Origin of the sequence: Microcoleus pseudofavosus SVA1_A4 (assembly GCF_036700565.1) — a bacterium.
In the GTDB taxonomy this organism is placed as follows: Bacteria; Cyanobacteriota; Cyanobacteriia; order Cyanobacteriales; family Microcoleaceae; genus Microcoleus.
Map to the genome: position 1 here is coordinate 1 of NZ_JAUBPE010000057.1, position 19,418 is coordinate 19,418.

Consider the following 19,418-nt stretch of genomic DNA (forward strand, 5'->3'; position numbering starts at 1 on the left):
TTGCCCAACAATAGCTCAAAACCTCTGCCCTAGTATTTCTGAGTATTTATACTCATCGCAAAAGTGACACGCTCCCCGGCACTGCCGTGTCCTCTATATAATTCCGGTGCAACCAGAAACTATATCACTTGCTAACCGTCAATAAATAGCCTTCGTGAACGTTGAAATTAGGAATAACATAAGTCAAACTGCCGCTACCAACAGACACACTTTCTTCTTTAACCGTCACAAGTTTTTGCACAGCACCTTCTAGATTGTTGGGAATCTTCTCTAATTTCAGACTAATTTTTTGACCGTTTTGGATACCTAGCTGTTGCAAATTCGCGAGGTTTAATGTCACCGTTGTTGCTGAGGAATAATTGCGATCGAAATAACCTAAAAGCACCTGTGCTTTACCTTCAGGATTTGACTTGCTGGCTAAAGCGACAAGGCGATCGTTATCCGATCGACTCCGCACCCGCGAATTAACTCCGTCAGCATAAGCTTTGTAAGTCCACCAAGCGGCTCTCGGCTCAAAAGTATTAGGCGTCACCATCCCACTCAGCGTATTGTTGAAACAATTGCTAACTTTATTTGCCCCTTTAGTCTCCCAACAAGCTCTGCAAGCACCGTCGGCTTTTGCATACTCTAAATTATACAAATAACCTAAGATTTCCCCCGGCTGGTACTGCGCTAAGTCCCCGACAATTTCGTTGACGTAAATTTTTTGCAATTTCAGTTCCTTGTAAGAGGGACTTTGCTGAAAATTGCGTTTAGCATCGATGACATGATCGTCCACAAATAAAATCTTGCTATCGTTTAGCTCGTGCCAAGCTAGGAAATTTACTTCCAGTTTGTTCGCTTTGCAGTAATTCAAAAAAGCGGCGAGATATTCTTTGTTGTAGTTGGTAATGCTCGGCCCGCCAATCATAGCTGACGGCCCCAATTCTTCCCGCAAAATTTTGTAAGCCCTTTTGTAGGTTTCAAAGAATTGTTCTCTGCTTCCATTCCAAAACGGATTTTTTAAATCAGGTTCGTTCCATACATCCCAAATAATTTTTTTGCCTTTATTTTGTTGAGCTAATTGCCGTACGAATGCTTCCCATGCAGGGTAGTTTTGATAGGGCCAACCTTTGGGATTGCTGCCGTAACCCCAGAGGTCGCTGACTACCAGTTGAAACTCGGCTCCGCTGGCGATTACTCGATCGTAAATATCGAGTCTCCCCGCCCGCCACAGCTTCGGCTGCAAGGGTTTGATAGAACTATCCGGCGGTTTTGCGGTGTCGATTCCGTGCAGGATGCCGCTCATGGAAATTGTACCGGTGGCTGGCTGTCCAAAATCAACTGCGACGTTCGATCGCATTTGGGCGATCGCTCTTGGTTGTCCCAAATAGGCTATTAACAGAACAGTGACAATAGCTAAGCAAATTGGCAGCAGTTTATTAATACGTGGGAACTTGAATGTAAATTGCATATCTTTTGTTTGGTTGATGTTTTGTGGAATGGGCTCTCCGGCCCATTCCTAAGAATGCTGCAAGAGATCAGTTTTAACGAACAGATGAAAACACTTCAAAACCCTGTATTGATTCTATCACTTGTTGCCACGATCGGGATTCGATCAGCTCGTTGGTATCGAAATTAACTTTTTTTTCCGCAGCGAAAGTACCAAAATTTTTCACCCAATCAAAGATAGTTTCTGTGGTAAAATAAGGCGTGCATGCCCAAGCAGATTGCAAATTATTCACCATCTCGGACATATCTCCCCGATCGTAAGCATCCCAAGCTTTCCACACTAAATAATAGTATTTCAGCAGGCTATCCACTTGCTGTAGCTGCTTTTTGAATTTCGGACTAATAGAGAAACTGTCGCTCTCACCGTCACTTACAAATGCCTGTTCAATTATTTCTCCATATTCCCGAAGCATCCGTTCTTCTTTGAATAGTTCTTGGGCTCGCGCTTTGCACGCTTGTCCTGCAAGTCGGCGCAATTCGGGATTTTCTGCCCATATTTCCACCGTTTCTACCAACTCTTTTACTGTTCCTTCTGGGTCGATTGTAGGATCGGGGAGCAACTTTCCCGTATCTCCCAATTCTTCAGGAATCCCGCTGACTGCTGTGGCAATTACGGGCAATCCTTTCGCCATTGCTTCCATAATTGCTAGCGGCATTCCTTCTGCTTGGGAAGATAAAATAAAGATGTCGCTGGCGTCGAGCCAATCGGCAATATCCCAGCGCTGTCCTAAGAATTTAACCTGTTCTTCTACCCCCAATTTGCTCACAGTTGCTCTTAATTCAGGTTCCAGATTGTCGTGAGTAGTAGACCCAGGCCCCGCCCAAACAAAGTAAATTTGGGGCCAAACTGGACGATTTTTCAGTTGGGCGATCGCCTGCAATTGATACTGATATCCTTTAATTGGAGTCAATCTCGCCGCCGTAAAACAAACGACAGCATTTTCGGGGATTCCTTGTTCTTGACGCAGGCGTTGGCGAGTGGAAAGATTCGGCGGCTCAAAATAACTATTTGGTCGGCCATAATAGATTACTTTTCCCCGTTCTAGACGCGCTTTAAATAGACTTTGGAACAAGTTTAAATTCTCGTGGGAAACTGCTACTGCTGCTTTGGCTACCATGTACTGGTAGGCAACTGCATCGAAATAGGGGATTTGATCGCCGCGATCGAAGGTTTCATAATTGCGATTAATATAACCCAGACTGATTATGTACGGTATATTTTGCTCGATCGCAACTTGTTTGGCTGCAAAGTTCGCCATCGGCCAGCCGTCACTAAATATAATTAAATCCGGTCGAGCCTGAGCGTAAATCTTTTGAGCATCATCCAAATTGTAAGCAATTCGCAAAAACTCTTTCATCGTGTCGAACTCTAGCCAAATATGTTCTATACCTAGCTGTTTTTGTTCGGTAATTAAAGGGTTAGAAGCTTGACTTTGAACGCTGGTTACTCGGTAGCCATCGGCAGCTAATTTACACATCAGCGAGTGGTTAAACTGAGCCAAACCGCCGACTCCTGAGTCTTCTGTGTACAGGAGTACGTGCTTTGTTTGCTGCCGAGAAGTCGAACTGGGAGCCGATTGAAACTGATAAGGATTGTTCGCTGCGATCGCCACTATGTCTTGCCATTCCTGTAAATTGGTTAAGGCATAGGCATCAAAGTTGTAGCCGTACTGTTCTGAAACCCCCTTAAAAGTTTCCAGCCAATTAAAAACAGTTTCAGTGCCTGTCAAATGAGTGTAATACAGAGATTTTTGCAGACTTTCGACCATTTCTGCCAAATATCCGTCGCGGTACATCCGCCACGCTATCCATACGAAACACTTGTAACGTTCCGCGCGTTTCAAGTCGCGGATGTGCTGAGGCAAATCTGGCCGCGCGAAAAATTGCTCCATCAAAATTTCCGTGTTTTTCATTAATTTGGAGCCGTTAGACATGATATTGCTGTCGTGCTGACGATAGCAGGTTAATATCTCTTTTAACCAAACTGACTTGCAGCCTTTTAAAGCTAAACGTAGGACAAAATCTAAATCTTCGGTTGGTGGCAAGCGAGGATCGAAACCTCCCAAGCGTTCCCACCACTCTCGCCGCAGCATCATGGCGCTGGGACGCACTGATTTGTAAAAAACAAAGGCTTCTAAATCTAATTTTGGTTCTTCTTCCCAAGGCTTTACTCCATAGATGCCTTTCTCGTTTTTGTCAACAATAACCCAACCTGTTTGCACCATATCTAATGTGGGGTCAGCGTCAAAGCAAGCTACTTGTTTTTCGAGTTTTTCTGGTAAGAAGAAGTCGTCAGCATCTAAAAAAGCTAAAAATTCCCCTTGTGCTAACTTGCAAGCACTATTTCGAGCAATGGCTGCTCCTTGATTATCTTGATAGATGTATTGAATTAAATCGAGGTAAGGTGCTAAAAATTGGCGAGTGTTGTCAGTTGAACCGTCGTCTACCACGATAATTTCCCAGTTTTGATAAGTCTGGCCCAGAACACTCTCTACGGATTTGACAATGTAGCGCTCACAGTTGTAAGCCGGGATAATGACACTGACGCGCACTTTTTTAGGAGGAATGATATTACCCATTAACTGTTTCCATTCTGGTATTTTTCTGAGAGCAATGCCATCAATTTGGCAGCCGTAGGTGTTAGAAATTCCGATAAGGCGCTTTACCCAATCTATTATAGTTAGTGTCAGTGAGGACGGGGTGTAATCTAAAGATTTTTGCAAATACTCCGTCATTTCTGCGGGATAGCCACTGTAGTAAAGTTGCCACGCCATCCATGTCAGAGCTTCATAAAAAGCCTGCTTTTCTAATTGGCGGATGTCCTCTGGCAAGTCGGCTCTACTGAATAAATTTTGCTTTAACTTAATACTAAGGTTGGCCTGTTTTAGCGCTCTCTGGATGGACACATTTTGCCCGTGCTGGCGGTAGCATACTGTCACTTGAGGCAACCAAGCAGCTTCGCAACCAGATAGTGCTAAACGCAAGATTAAGTCGGCATCATCTACTGAATCATACTGAGAATCAAAGCCACCGACTCGTTCCAACCACTGCCGCGAAAACATCATGGCGCTGGGAAGTAGGGGCATATAAACAATCCAGGTTTTTAAGTCTAGCTGAGGCAAGTATTCCCAGGGTGTGACATCGAAAATACTTTCGCCTTGCTCTTTAACTATTCGCCAGCCACTATTAACAATTCCTAGTGATGGCTGAGCGTCAAATAACGCAACTTGTCCAGCTAACTTATCGGACAAGAAAAAGTCATCTTGATCTAAAAAAGCAATTAATTCACCTCGGGATTCCTGAATTCCTCGGTTGCGGGCGGCAGCTACTCCTTGGTTTTCCTGATAAACATAGCGAATTCTGTCAAAATAAGGCTGCAATGCTTGGCGGGTGTCGTCGGTTGAGCCGTCGTCTACGACGATAATTTCCCAGTTTTTATAGGTTTGGCTGATGACGCTTTCTACCGCTTGCGCTATGTAGCGATCGCCATTATATGCTGGAATAATTACACTTACTCGCGGTGTCGAATTAGCCATTGACATGAGTTTTATCGGTGATAAGGAATGGTTCGGCAACGAGCACTGTACAGGATGTAACGGAGGTCAGGCAGAAGGCAGATGCAATTCTACTGTTGACAGCCATCGGAATTTGAAAGGTCAATCTAGTATTTTAGCGTGCATAAAATACCGATTCAATACCCTGTAATTCCTCGACTAATTGTTGCCATTCTGCTGAGTTAATTAGAGAATATGTATCTAAATCATGCCCTTTGGCTGACGAAAAGTTGCCAAAATATTCTACCCAGTTTAACAGCGTTTCTGTACTCAAAAAAGGTGTGTACTGCAAAGATTCTTGAAGCGATTTCTGCATTTGGCTTAGATTTTTTTGACAGTAAGCCTGCCAAGCATTCCACACTAAAGAGCTGTAGTGCACCCGGCTTTCTATTTTCGCCATTGACCTGTGTACCTCTTTTTGAGTAACAAATTGATCTGTTTGGCGATCGCAAACTAAAGCTTTTTCGATCGCCTCAATCGACTCTGCCAACATCCGTTCCTCTTTAAACACTTTCTCGGCCCGCTGCTTGCAAGCTTGACCGATTTGATGCCGTAATTCTGGATTCATCGCCCAAGCTTCTACAGTTTTCGCCAATTCCCTCGCGGTTCCCTCTGGATCGGTATTCGGATCGGGCAACAATTTCCCAGTATCGCCAAGCCCTTCAGGAATGCCGCCCACAGCCGTTGCAACTACCGGCAATCCCTTAGCCATCGCTTCCATGACTGCAAGAGAAGGCGCTGCATCTGCTAGAGAAGTCAAAATGAATATGTCGCTAGCATCCAGCCAATCTAGGATATCCCAGCGCTGTCCGATCGACTTCACGCGATCGCTCACCCCTAACTCTTTAATAGTTTCCCTCAATTCTATTTCTACATTGTCAGCGCTTCCCTCACCAGTTCCTGCCCAGACAAAATACAGTTTAGACCACACAGGAGACTGCTGCAACTGCTTGATTGCTTCGATCTGATATCGATGCCCTTTAATCGATGCCAATCGAGCAGATGTGAAACAGACAATCGCATCTTCAGGAATTTCTAATTCTCGCCGCAGGCGTTGACGAGCCGCAGCATTAGGAGGTGCAAAATATTCAGGAGAACGCCCCAAGTAAATCACTTGTCCTCGCTCTTTTGGTAACTTGAAATGTTGGCACAATAAATTCAAATGTTCGTAAGCCCCAACAATCAAGGCTCTAGCTTGCAGGAAGTGGTAGAGCGCTCCTTCTACATAAGGCACTACATCCCCGCAGGCAAAAGTTGCGTGTTCTGGCATAACTAGCCCGATCACCATCATGTATGGTATTCCCATTTCAATAACTACCTGTTTAGCTGCAAAATTGGAAAATGGCCAACCATCGCTAAAAATAATCATATCTGGTTCATTGCTAGCAAAAATTTCTTGTGCATCCTGAGTATTTCTTAACACCCGCTGTAAATCTTTATGACCGCTAAAATCCAGCCACAAGTGCTCTATACCTAACTCTCGTTCTCGCTCAATCAAGGGGCTAGAATGTTTGGTTTGCACGCAAGTTACTCGATAGCCTAATAGGGCTAACTGACAGAGAATGGCATGATTGTACTGCGCTAATCCTCCCACGCCCGGATCGTCCGTGTTGTAGAGTAAAATGTGCGCTCGCGCTTTTAAAGGTGTGGGAATAGAACTCTGTTGAGATTGGGGTGGATTAGTCATCACCATCAAAATTATCTCTTGCCATTCCGCTAAATTACTCAGCGAATAAGCGTCAAATTTTTCACCATATTCTTCAGAAGCCATCTGAAAACTTTCCAGCCAATTCAAGACTGTTTTTGTGGGCGAAAAAGGCGTATATTGCAATGATTTTTCCAAACACTGGGCCATCTCTGCTAGATGACCGTCGCGGTACATCCGCCATGCCAGCCACTTGAAGCATAGATAGCGTTCCTGGTTTTTTAACTGGCGGATTGACTCAGGCAAATCACGTCGCTCGAAGAATTCTTTCATCAAAATTTCTGTATTCTTCATTAGCGGCAAACCGCTTGACATGATATTAGAATTGTGCTGGCGATAACAGGTAAGAATCTCTTCTAACCAAACTGCTTTGCATCCCTTTAAAGCTAAACGCAAGGCAAAGTCTAAATCTTCAGCCAAGGGGAAATTATCATTGAAACCGCCCAATTTTTCCCACCACTTTTGGCGCAGCATCATCGCACTTGGACGCACGCATTTAAATATAATAAAGCTTTCTAAATCTAATTTAGGCGCTTGCTGCCAAGGCTTAACAGCAGAAATCTCTCGCCCTTTTTCATCGACCATAAACCAACCTGTTTGCACCATATCTAATGCGGGGTCAGCGTCAAAGCAAGCTAGTTGTTTTTCTAGCTTGGAGGGTAGGAAATAGTCATCAGCATCTAGAAATGCCAAAAACTCGCCTTGCGCTAGTTGGCAAGCAATATTTCGGGCGGCTGCTACTCCTTGATTTTCCTGATATATGTAGCGAATTCTGTCAATATAAGGCTGCAATACTTGATGGGTGTTATCTGTCGAACCGTCGTCTACAACTATAATCTCCAAATTAGTAAAAGTTTGACATAGGGCGCTTTCTACCGCTTGCACGATGTAGCGATCGCCATTATATGCAGGTATAATTACGCTGATTAGCGGTGTTCGATTGACTGTTGACATTATTGATCTCGCTGTTAACCTATTACTGTCTACTTTATATGAATGTCGCGTACATTGATCACTATTTGTATGTCGGTAGATGTACATGAATTTGAAATTTGGTAACTTGTAGCATATAATTTTACAGGGACTTGTTAATTAACAGGACAATCAAAAATGACTTCGGAAACATCGCAGGTGAATTTTCAGCAACAGGCAGAACTTTATTTAGCTACAGGGATGTTCGATCGCGCGATCGCACTTTGCCAACAAGTTTTGGCATCTGAACCCAATTCTGCAGAGACTTGCAAGACCTTGGGAAAGGCGCTGCAAGCTCAGGGTAAACTAGAAGACGCAAGGTATTGGTATAAAGTTGCGATCGCCCAGCAACCGGATTTTGCCGAAGCTTTTGCTAACCTCGGCACTCTCTGCGCTACATTGGAACAGTGGCAAGAGGCGATCGGCTGTTACCAAAAAGCTATCTCCCTCCAACCAGACTTTGCAGGATTTTACCGCAATTTGAGCCGGATATTTACCCAAGTCGGTCAAGCTGAGGAAGCAGCAGACTGTTGGTATCAAGCACTCATGGTGGAACCGATAGAGATAGCGGAAGAATATCTCGATTTAGGTAATACTTTGTTGGCGCAAAACAAGCCCGAAAAAGCGCTGACTTGTTACCACCGCACGATTTATTTAAACCCGAGTTTTTGCGAAGCTTATTGCAAAATAGCCGAAGCTGCTAGCGAGCTAAAGCAGTGGGACGAAGCTATTGTTAACTACCGCAAAGCTATTCAACTCCAGCCGGAGATTTCGGAGTTTCATTACAAATTAGGCCATGTTTTGCAAGCTAAGGAACTCTGGCGCGAAGCGGAGGTTGCCTACCGCGAAAGTATTGATTTGAATCCGAATTATTTTTGGTCTTACTACAATTTAGGCGGCGTTCTGCTCGAGTTAGAGCAATGGCAAGAAGCCATCGCGATCTACCGCACGGCTGTTGAAATTAACCCGGATTTTTCTTGGTCTTACTACAGCATCGGTGAAGCTTGCGACAAATTAGAAAAATGGTCGGAATCCGCCGCAGCATACCAGCGCGCGACTGAATTAGACCAAAAATTTTTCGCAGCTTTTCACAAGTTAGGAGATGCTCTTTTTAAACTAGAAAAATGGTCGGAAGCTGAGGCTGCATACGAACGGGCGATCGCACTTAATTCAGATTTATTTTGGTCTCATTATAACTTAGCTTTGACTTTAGTTAAACTTCAAAAGTTTGCACCAGCAACATTCGCTTATCGGCGGGCGATCGCACTCAATCCAGAATTCTCTTGGACTTACCACAATTTAGGAGAAGCGCTGTTAAAAACCCAACAGTGGAAAGCAGCAGCTACTGCTTACCAACGTGCTATTGAACTTAATCCCCATATTTCTTGGTCTTATTACAATTTAGGCGATGCTTTGAGTGGAAGTCACGAATGGAACGATGCTGTCTCCGCCTACCTTTGTGCGCTTCAAATCGATCCCTCTCTACCGGGAATTTACACAAATTTAGGTGATGCTCTAATTAGAAGAACTCCGGTAGATTCAGATGTAGCAAGTAGCTACTATCACCACGAAATGCAGCCGCTACAGGCACCTGAATTTTACTGTCAATTAGCACAAGATTTTGCTAATAGCGCTAGGCTTAACGAAGCCATAATGTTGTACTTGATGGCATTAGAAATTAGACCAAAAGATCCAGAAATCTCCCAAAAATTAGAGGATATTTTAGAAAAACAGCGTCAAACAGGGGAATCCAGTATATTATTAGAGTTAGAGGCTAAGGATATTCGCGATCGCTACATTGCGCGAGTAGTCAAAGGCAAGACTTTTGCAGAAGTCGGCGGATTGTGGGGAACTGTCAGCGAAAAAGTATCTGTAGCTACCAAATACGGCGCAGCCGCTGTCACCATGATTGATGTAATGCCGATATCCGTACAATTGTGGCAAGATTTTCGCGCTCGGATGACCAGTTTAAACATTGTTAATTATCATTGTATTAGCCAAGATATCACTCAAATTAAGCTTGCAGAAATTGGCGAGCCTTACGATGTAGTTCACTGTGCAGGAGTTTTGTACCATCACCCCCATCCGTTGCAGATTTTAGTTGCTTTGCGTCAGATAACTCGCGAGCATTTAATTTTCACTTCAGCTATTACCCAAGAAGTTATAGAGAATGAGTTGGGACGCTATGAAATTCCCGCTTCTGGAGTAATGTTTATTCCCGCTTTGGACGACGCAGAACGAGCTATTTTAACAGCTTATTGGCGGCAATACATCAACAGCAACCAACTTATAGGGATAACAGAGAAAGCAGTTTTTGAAATCAACGACTTTGGCCCGTGGTGGTGGCTGCCTACAGCTACTGCTTTAGAAGCTATGTGTAAAGTAGCTGGATTTAAGGTTTTAGATAAAAAATTCACTTGGAACAATAATGCTCTGACTCTGCTGCTAAGCCTGTGAGAATTAGCCAATTCAAAATATTAAAGGTAGACTGAGAGAAGGAAAGAAAGTAACAGCCAATTGTGAACAATTCATAACTGAGGGCTATAGCAGCAATGAAATTAAAAACAAAATAGCCGCCACCATTGTTTTTTAACCGAAAATAATCAATCAAATGAATAACAACCTACAGGAAACGCAATTAGGAAACATTTTAGTAGTAGACGATACGCCAGAAAACCTGCGTCTGTTGTCTACGATGTTGACTCATCGGGGGTACGCGCCCCGCTGCGTTATTAACGGAAAAATGGCTCTGAGAGCCTGCAATTCTCATCCGCCGGATTTGATTTTGCTCGACATAATGATGCCGGAAATGAACGGCTACGAAGTGTGTAAGCACCTGAAATCAGAAGCTAAAACTCGCGAAATTCCGGTAATCTTTATCAGCGCTAAAGATGAAATTTTCGACAAAGTAAACGCATTTGCTGTGGGAGCAGTTGACTACATCAGCAAGCCATTTCAGTTTGAAGAAGTGCTCGCCCGCATCGAAAGTCACCTCACCCTGCGGAATTTACAAAAGCAGCTAAAAGAACAAAATCTGCTGCTTCAAGAAGAAATCAACAGCCGCTTAGTCGTTGAAAAAAACATTCACGAACAAAACAAAATCCTGCAACAAGAAATCAGCAACCGCCGCGCCGTAGAAAAAGTCCTGCAAGAGCAAAATTTGCTCCTCCAACAAGAGATATCGAACCGCCAGCACGCCGAATCTGCTCTCTTAAAATCTAACCAAGAATTGGCGCGTTCAAATGCGGAACTAGAACAATTTGCTTATGTGGCTTCTCACGACTTGCAAGCGCCTTTAGCAACCATTGCCAGCTACGCGCAACTTTTAGAAAAACGTTATAAAGACCAACTCGACAGCCAAGCTAGTAAGTTTATCGGCAATATCGTTCATGGCTGCACGAGAATGCAAAGTTTAATTGACGATTTGCTCGAATATTCGCGAGTTGGTCGGAGTCAGAAACCTTTTCAACTGACAGATTGCAATCACGCAGTCCAGCAAGCAATCGCCAACCTGCAAGGGGCGATCCGCGACACTCAAGCAGTTGTTACCGTAAGCGAATTGCCAGCGGTAATGGGGGATAGTTCTCAGCTCGTACAGCTCTTTCAAAATTTAGTCGGCAATGCGATTAAATATCGCCACGATGCACCGCCGGTGGTTCATATTACTGCTTGCAAACAGGAGGAAAACTGGTTATTTTCTGTCTCCGATCGGGGAATTGGCATTGCTTTGCAGCATCAAAAACGCATTTTTCAAATTTTCCAGCGCTTGCACACTCAAAAAGAATATTCTGGGACAGGTATTGGTTTAGCAATTTGTCAAAAGATTGTAGAACGTCACGGCGGATGTATTTGGGTGGACTCGGAACCGGGTAAAGGCTCAACTTTTCACTTTACTCTCGCTTAATCGAGACATACTTTCGGCAGAAGCTAGAAGCTAGAAGGCAGCGGAAGCTGAATAAAATCTTATATTTTAAGGCAGAAGCTAGAAGGTACAAGGTAGAAGTTAAATTGCAAGTTAGAATAAAAAATGTTTCGCGTTGACACCAGAGTTGGTTCGTGATATAATTATAAGTCTTAAACACAATCTTTCTAGCGATCGCTCACACCGCAATCTGACCTAAATTTTGAAAGAGCCGATGTATGTGTAGGTGCAATTTAATAAGTACCCAGGAAATAAAAGGTGAAATCAAAGTTAGCTTGACATTTTTTTGATTAATAACTATTATGAAAGCAGTTTTTAACTTAGCTGTGCCTCCTACCTGCTTTAAAGTTCTGTTAGTAGAAGACAACGCTCAGGAAGCTGAGCTTATTGAAGATTTGCTGTCAGGAATTAGCGGGTCGCAGCGTATATTGCTGACGAAAGTAGAGCGCCTCAGCGAAGCGCAGCAGCGATTGAATGAAGAAACTTTTGACATAATTTTATTAGACCTTTCACTGCCAGACAGTCTGGGAATTGAGACGGTTGCTCGGATACAAGAGTACGCGGTAAATGTGCCGATCGTAGTTCTGACCGCTCAAAACGACGAAGAACTTGCCCTGCGGTTAATTTCGGCGGGCGTACAAGATTATTTAGTAAAAAGAAAAATCGACGGCGAACTGTTAATTCGATCGCTCCGTTACGCCATAGAACGCCAGAACAGTCAAGATGCTTTGCGAAACAGCGAAGAAAAATATCGCTCGGTGGTGGAAAATTCCCTGATCGGAATTGCCATCATCGCTCCAATTATTGACCGCGAAATTCCTGAAAATTGCAATTGGATAGAAGTTAACGATGCGCTGTGCAATTTGCTGGGCTACGAGCGCGACGAACTCGTACAAAAGAATTGGCTGGAGTTGACTCATCCAGAGGATTTTGATGCTAATTGTGAAAAATTGTCTCAGATGTTAGCAGGTACGATCGACGGTTACATCTCAGATAAAAGGTGCCTCAGAAAAGACGGCGAAATAGTTCACACGCAAGTTTCGCTGCGCTGCATCCGCGGCCTGGACGGGTCGATCGACCGGATGCTCGAAGTAGTGTTGGACGTGAGCGATCGCTACCGCTACGAAGCCAAACTGAAAGCGTCAGAAGAATTTTTAAACCACACCATAAATGCTACGCCAGACCCAATTTTTGTCAAAGACGAGCAGCACCGCTGGATGATATTAAATGATGCTTTTTGTCAGTTGCTCGGCAAATCGCGGCAAGAACTGCTGGGCAAATCAGATTATGACTTTTTCCCCAAATCAGAGGCCGATCTTTTTTGGACAAAAGATGAAGAAGTATTGACAACGGGTGTCTGCTTAGAAACTGAAGAAAAATTCACAGACACCGCCGGGAAAGAACACATCATCTCTACCAAAAAAAGCGTTTTTAAAATAGCAGACGGCAGTAAAGTAATAGTAGGGACAATTAGAGATATTACCGAAGAGAGACGGCAGCAAAGAGCCCTGGAACAAAGCGAAGCTCGATTTCAAAAATTGGTAGCTAATATGCCGGGAATAATTTATCAATTCCGAAGGTCAGCAACTGGAGAAAGGTCTTTTCCCTACGTATCTTCAAGCAGTCGCGAACTGTACGGATTAGAGCCAGAAGTAATAGAGCAAAATGCAGAAATAATTTTCAGCGGAATTCATGCAGACGATATCTTAGATTTAGAAGCATCGATCGAAGTTTCAGCCGCTACCCTGGAACCTTGGCAGCAGCAGTGGCGGCATACCCTGTCATCGGGAAAAGTTAAGTGGCTGCAAGGAGCGGCGAGACCGGAAAAGCTCAATAATGAGGCAAAATCTGGGAGCGAAGGCGATATTCTCTGGGACGGTTTAGTGATGGATATCACTGAATTAAAGCAGGCACAAACAGAGCGCGATCGCTTTTTCACCATCTCCTTAGACTTGCTTTGCATTATCGGTTTCGACGGATATTTTAAACGATTAAACCCTGCTTGGTCAACGGTTCTAGGCTACAGCAGCGCCGAACTTTTTTCCAAGCCGATGCTCGAATTTGTTCATCCAGACGATCGAAAAGCCACCGCAGCCGAAGGGACAAAACTAATAGCCGGTACGTCCAGTATCTCCTTTGAAAACCGCTATATCTGCAAAGACGGTTCTTACAAATGCCTGCTGTGGACGGCATCGCCATTTAGCGAAGAAGGTTTAATCTACTCAGTCGGTCACGACATTACATCTCGCAAACAAACAGAGTCCAAAATCGAGCGACAAGCAGTAGCAATGGCCGCGGCTTACGACGGCATCGCCATTTTTAATAATAAAAAATGTATTTATTCAAACGACGCTTATATCAAAATGTACGGCTTGGCTAGCGCTAGCGAACTGTATGGGAAGACATGGGAAATGCTTTACAGCCAAGCAGAAATTCAAAATTTTGAACTACAAGTAATGCCGGTGCTCCAGCAAAAAGGGTACTGCAATATAGAAGCGATCGGTCAGCGCCGCGACGGTACTAAATTCCCTCAAGAATTGTCGCTGACAATGCTTGCAGGCGGCGAGATAATTTCGATCGTCCGCGATATCACCAAAAGAAAACAGGCAGAATCAGCACTGCAATTGAGCCAGCGCCGCTATCAAACTTTGGCAGAAGCATCGCCGGTTGGCATATTTCACAGCGATGCGTTTGGCAATTGCCTTTATGTCAATCAGCGGTGGAGCGAAATCACGGGATTAGACGCAGAATTAGCAGCAGAAACTGGCTGGATGAATGCCATACATCCCGAGGATGCGGAGCGGGTGAGAAATGAATGGTATCGGGCCATTATTGACAAAATTCCTTTTAAATCAGAATACCGCTTTCAGCGTCCAGACAATCGTGTAATTTGGGTCATCGGTCAAGCAGTAGCGGAAATCGGAGATGGCGGCGAAATTAAAGGCTATATCGGCACTATTACTGATATTAGCGATCGCAAACAAGCAGAATTAGACCTACTGCGAGTTACTCAAGCGGTAGAAAGCACCAGCGATGCGATCGGCATTGCTGACTTGGCAGGGCGATCTATCTACCACAATCAAGCCTTTGTTCAGCGGTACGGCTACACAGCAGAAGAACTCAACACAGCAGGCGGAGCAACGGCACTTTACCCCCAAACTCCAGTGCTGGTAGAAATGTATAAAACGATCCGTAAAGGCAAATCTTGGCAAGGCGAACTCAAAATCCAAACTAAAACCAACGAACTGGTAACGACTTTATTTCGCGCCGACTGCATTAAAGATGAAACTGGCAATTTAATCGGGCTAGTGGGAGTAATTACCGACATCACCGAACGCAAACAAGCCGAGATGGCGCTGCTGCTGCAATTAAGGCGAGAACGGCTGGTAGTTGCCATGCTCGATCGCATTCGCTCCTCCCTCAATTTAGAAGAAGTCCTCACCACTGCTGTCGAACAAGTGCGGCAATTTTTGCAAACAGACCGCACAGTTATTTACCGTTTTAATCCCGACTGGAGCGGCTTTGTCGTTGTGGAATCCGTGGCAAAAAATCGAATTTCGCTGCTAAATTTTAACAATATTGATGGCTGTTTTAAAGAGAAATTTGTTGATATTTATCAGCAAGGCTGTATTAGATCTATGGAAGATATTTACCGGGAAAATTTGACGGAATGCCACATGAAATTTCTCGAAGGATTGGAAGTAAAAGCTAACTTAATAGTGCCGATTTTAAAAGCACGAGAAAGCATTTCCCAGACCCAACAGACCGCAGAAAATCAGCTCTGGGGACTGCTGATCGCCCAGGATTGCAGCGGCCCCCGTCCCTGGGATTCCTCAGAAATAGAATCCCTCCGGCAATTGTGCGTCCAATTGGCGATCGCGATCCAGCAATCGACGCTATTTGAACAAGCACAAACCGAAATTGCCGATCGCAAACTTGCAGAATCCGCCCTCCAACAAGCCGCATTAGTCGCAGAAAGAGCCAACCGCGCCAAAAGCGAATTTCTCGCCAACATGAGCCACGAACTGCGCACGCCTTTAAACGGCGTTTTAGGTTACGCTCAAATCCTCAAAACCGACAAAGACTTAAGCGAAGATCAGCAAGAAAGTCTCAGCAACATTCAACAGTGCGGTCAACACCTGCTGATGTTAATCGACGATGTTTTAGATTTATCCAAAATCGAAGCTAGAAAAATGGATCTCTACCCGGAAGAGTTAAATTTTCTAAATTTCACGAAAAACATTGCCGATCTCTTTCAGATGCGGGCCTCTCAAAAAGGAATTTCTTTCAATTACGAACAAGTATCTCCCCTGCCTAGCTGCGTCCGTGTCGATCAAAAAAGATTGCGCCAAATTCTCATAAATTTACTCAGCAATGCCGTTAAATTTACTAACAGCGGCGGAGTGACTTTCAAAGTCGGCTATGTCGGCACAGGGGCCTGGAGTCGAGGGCAAGGAGAAAATTATGAATTATCGATTTTGAGTTCGGAACTGAAACAAAATTATATGCGCTTCGCCCACAATGCGATCGCAGCCCAACACGCTTTAAAAATCCGCTTTCAAATCGAGGATACCGGCACTGGAATAGATCGAAGCAAGTTAGAAGAAATATTTTTGCCCTTCCACCAACTAGGAAGCAATACTTTTGTTGAAGGTACGGGTCTCGGACTCTCTATCAGCCAGAAATTAGCGAAACTGATGGGCAGCGAAATTCGCGTCAACAGCACTTTGGGAAAAGGCAGCACTTTTTTGCTGGATTTAGAATTGCCCGCAGCCAAACGGTACTTGGAGGTGTCTCCTTTTCGGGAAAAACGCTGGATTGTCGGTTTTGTCGGCAACAAGCGGAAAGTGCTAATCGTGGATGACAATCAACTAAATCGCGATTTGTTGTGCAGGCTGCTGCGGCGTTTGGAATTTGAAATTGCAGAGGCCCAAAACGGTCAAGAATGCCTCTGCAAAGCAGTTGAATTTCAACCGGATATCATTTTAATGGACTTGCGGATGCCTGTAATGGATGGCTTAGAAACTGCCAGGAGACTGCGGCAGTTGCCGGAATTAAAAGATGTGGTGTTAATCGCTCTGTCCGCTAGCGTTTTCGAGGCTACGCAGCAAGATAGCATCCTCGCAGGGTGCGATGCTTTTCTTCCCAAGCCGATCGAAGCAAATCACTTTTTGGAACAGTTGCGCGTGCATTTGGGACTAGAATGGATTTACGAGGAATCTTCCGAAAGCAAAAAGCGCAAAACTCCCAGTTTGTCACCAGCATCTGATTTTCCTGCTTATTCTTCTCTGTTACCTGCGGCTTCTGAGTCGGTAGCAAAAATTTTGAAACTCGCAGCTATGGGCGACATTGAAGAAATTTTTGAGGAGAGTGCTAAGCTGGAGAGTTTAGAGCAAAAATTAGTGCCGTTTGTCTCGAAGCTGCGCCAACTTGCTAAGGGATTTCAGCTCAAACAAATTCGGAATATTTTAAAACAATATATCGATGGTCAGTAGTCAGTAGTCAGTAGTGATATCATGTCCGGTCGCTCGATCGGACATGATATCACTCTAATAGCCAACCAAATAATTCTCCTACTGTCAGTTGCAATTCCCTGGCAAAAGATGGCACGGGCAATAACTGTTCCGGCTCGTCAAACACCTCCGTTGATTGAGTCGGCCGATATACAAAAACCGATCGCTCCTCTGGATCGATTAACCAACCCATTTGAGTTCCGTGTTTGAGACAATGTAAAATATTTTTAGTAACTTTAGTTTGGCTTTGGTCGGGGGATAGGATTTCAATTGTCCAATCCGGGGCGATCGCAAACACATTTGCCACACCACCATTTTCTTTGCGGGGAATGCGCTCCCAAGTGAATACAGTCACGTCGGGAACGATCGCTCGACCGCCAAAAATGCACCGTAGTTCTGGAAATGCTCGCGCCACCTTTTGAGGTTTGAGAGCAGTATTAGCAGCGCTTGTCAACTCGCCTTGAATGACACTATGTTCTCCTTGAGGCAGGGGTTTTTGAATGATTTCACCGTCAATGTACTCGCTGGCTGGTTTGGTTTCTGACAACTTCAGAAACTCTTCGAGTGTCAGAGATTTTGGCAGGGTTTGTACCATCCGATTTTACCTCTAAAATAGGAGTTTCACCTGCTATTTTACCAAAAATTGCCCGACTCGCGCGATCGTCGATCGACTTACTTCTTCCTTCGGCTATACCACCTTGCATCCTGCGGCTAATCTTGCTTCTATATATTCAGAGACAGTTTTTGAGAGATTTGGGATTGAAAATACTTTGCCTCAGTAACGGCCACGGAGAAGACGCGATCGCCCTTCGCATCTTGCAGGAACTGCAACAGCACCCGCATCCCCCAGAATTAGCCGTGTTTCCGCTAGTGGGCGAAGGGCAAGCTTTCGCTCAACTAGAAAACGCCCGCATCATCGGCCCGGTGCAGCGGATGCCTTCGGGCGGATTTATTTACATGGATAGAAGAGAATTTTTGCGCGATGTCAAAGGCGGGCTGCTTCAGTTGACCCTAGCTCAGTTTAAAGCCATCCGCGCTTGGGTGCGGACGCAAAAACAATCTGGGAATCAAGAGGGCGTTATTTTAGCCTGCGGGGATATTGTACCTCTGCTGTTTGCTTGGCTGAGCGGCGCGCCCTATGCTTTTGTCGGTACGGCCAAGTCCGAGTATTATTTGCGGGACGAAAACGGGCCTCTAACTCGCAAATCCCGCGCCTTTGGTTGGTGGGGTTGGTCGCGATCGGTTTATTTCCCTTGGGAGCGCTGGTTGATGACTCGATTGCGCTGTCGGGCCGTTTTTGCCAGGGACGCGCTGACTGCCGAGACCTTACAAAAGCTGGGAATTCCGGCTTACAATCTCGGAAACCCAATGATGGACGGACTCGAACCGGAAAATCCCGCCGGTTTTTACGGCCCTGACGCAGAGTTTCGGGAAATGGAGCGAGCGCTCGTCATCACCTTACTCCCCGGTTCTAGAGCGCCGGAAGCCTATGCTAATTGGCTGCTAATAGTAGAGGCTGTAGCCGGAATTTTGTCGCTGTTTGCCGATCGCAAATTGTTATTTTTTGGAGCGATTTCAAGAGAGTTAAATCTAGAAGCTTTGCGACCTAGTTTAGAATTTTTCGGCTGGCGACAAGACGGCGAAATTAGAACGCAGCGGCGAGAAGGAAGTATTTTGCGACCTCCTGTTTCTAGCGCTCAAGAAATTCAGAAAGAATCTCCTAATTTGCTATTGCCCTTGACATTTGTGCAGAGAAACGCCACGATGATTTTGACTCAGCAAAGTTTTAACGATTGTTTGTACGAAGCCGATTTAGCAATAGCAATGGCCGGAACGGCTACAGAACAGTTTGTAGGTTTAGGAAAACCGGCGATCGCCATTCCCGGAAACGGCCCGCAATTTACTCCCGCTTTTGCAGAAGCTCAAAGTCGCCTGTTAGGCCCCTCATTAATTTTAGTCAAACATCCCGTCGAAGTTGCCGGCGCCGTGCAGTCTTTGTTCCGCGACCCCGACAGGTTGCAGCTAATCGCTGAAAATGGCTGGCGCCGCATGGGAGAATCCGGTGCAGCAGCCAGAATTGCCGAGTGTTTAATTCAGCGGTTCGGCGGTGAAGACAGCAATTCTCAATCGCCGACCGTACACTAGGGACACAACAATGTTGCGTCCCTACCGAATATCTTTAATTCTAGTTTCTTTTAAAAAAATCTTGTGCACTAACTACTAATATCAAATCCGGTTGCATCGGAATTATATTACCCACA

The 19,418-nt window shown here is 44.9% G+C and carries 8 protein-coding genes; 4 read left to right on the top strand and 4 right to left on the bottom strand.

The genetic code is table 11. From position 1 onward, the window contains the following. Positions 1-124: 124 nt before the first annotated feature. The 3 genes from QUA02_RS22130 to QUA02_RS22140 all read right to left on the bottom strand — a co-directional run bounded on the left by QUA02_RS22130 (position 125) and on the right by QUA02_RS22140 (position 7,704). Positions 125-1,453, bottom strand: a complete 1,329-nt coding sequence (locus QUA02_RS22130; RefSeq protein WP_333030687.1) for a GH39 family glycosyl hydrolase — start codon at positions 1,451-1,453, stop codon at positions 125-127. 73 nt (positions 1,454-1,526) lie between these two features. Beyond that, positions 1,527-5,033, bottom strand: coding sequence for a glycosyltransferase (locus QUA02_RS22135; RefSeq protein ID WP_333030689.1), 3,507 nt, complete (start codon positions 5,031-5,033; stop codon positions 1,527-1,529). 127 nt (positions 5,034-5,160) lie between these two features. After that, positions 5,161-7,704, bottom strand: a complete 2,544-nt coding sequence (locus QUA02_RS22140; protein ID WP_333030690.1) for a glycosyltransferase — start codon at positions 7,702-7,704, stop codon at positions 5,161-5,163. Positions 7,705-7,860: 156 nt separating this feature from the next. On the opposite strand from QUA02_RS22140, the gene QUA02_RS22145 reads away from it, so the two are divergent. The 3 genes from QUA02_RS22145 (at position 7,861) to QUA02_RS22155 (ending at position 17,139) form a co-directional block, all read left to right on the top strand. After that, positions 7,861-10,179 (top strand): tetratricopeptide repeat protein, encoded by a 2,319-nt coding sequence (locus QUA02_RS22145; protein WP_333030691.1) that lies wholly within the window; start codon positions 7,861-7,863, stop codon positions 10,177-10,179. Between the two features lie 154 nt (positions 10,180-10,333). Continuing rightward, a complete protein-coding gene (locus QUA02_RS22150; RefSeq protein ID WP_333030693.1) occupies positions 10,334-11,626 on the top strand; it encodes a response regulator in 1,293 nt (430 codons plus the stop codon). A 320-nt stretch (positions 11,627-11,946) separates the two neighbouring features. Beyond that, the gene (locus QUA02_RS22155; protein ID WP_333030694.1) at positions 11,947-17,139 is read left to right on the top strand and encodes a PAS domain S-box protein; all 5,193 of its coding nucleotides are present in this window, start codon (positions 11,947-11,949) and stop codon (positions 17,137-17,139) included. Between the two features lie 49 nt (positions 17,140-17,188). Here QUA02_RS22155 and QUA02_RS22160 read toward each other — a convergent pair whose 3' ends face one another. Beyond that, entirely contained in the window at positions 17,189-17,752 is a 564-nt protein-coding gene (locus QUA02_RS22160; RefSeq protein WP_333030695.1) for a Uma2 family endonuclease, read from the bottom strand. 164 nt (positions 17,753-17,916) lie between these two features. Here QUA02_RS22160 and QUA02_RS22165 point away from each other — a divergent pair, with 164 nt between their 5' ends. After that, a complete protein-coding gene (locus tag QUA02_RS22165; protein ID WP_333030739.1) occupies positions 17,917-19,302 on the top strand; it encodes a lipid-A-disaccharide synthase-related protein in 1,386 nt (461 codons plus the stop codon). The last annotated feature ends 116 nt before the right edge of the window (positions 19,303-19,418 follow it).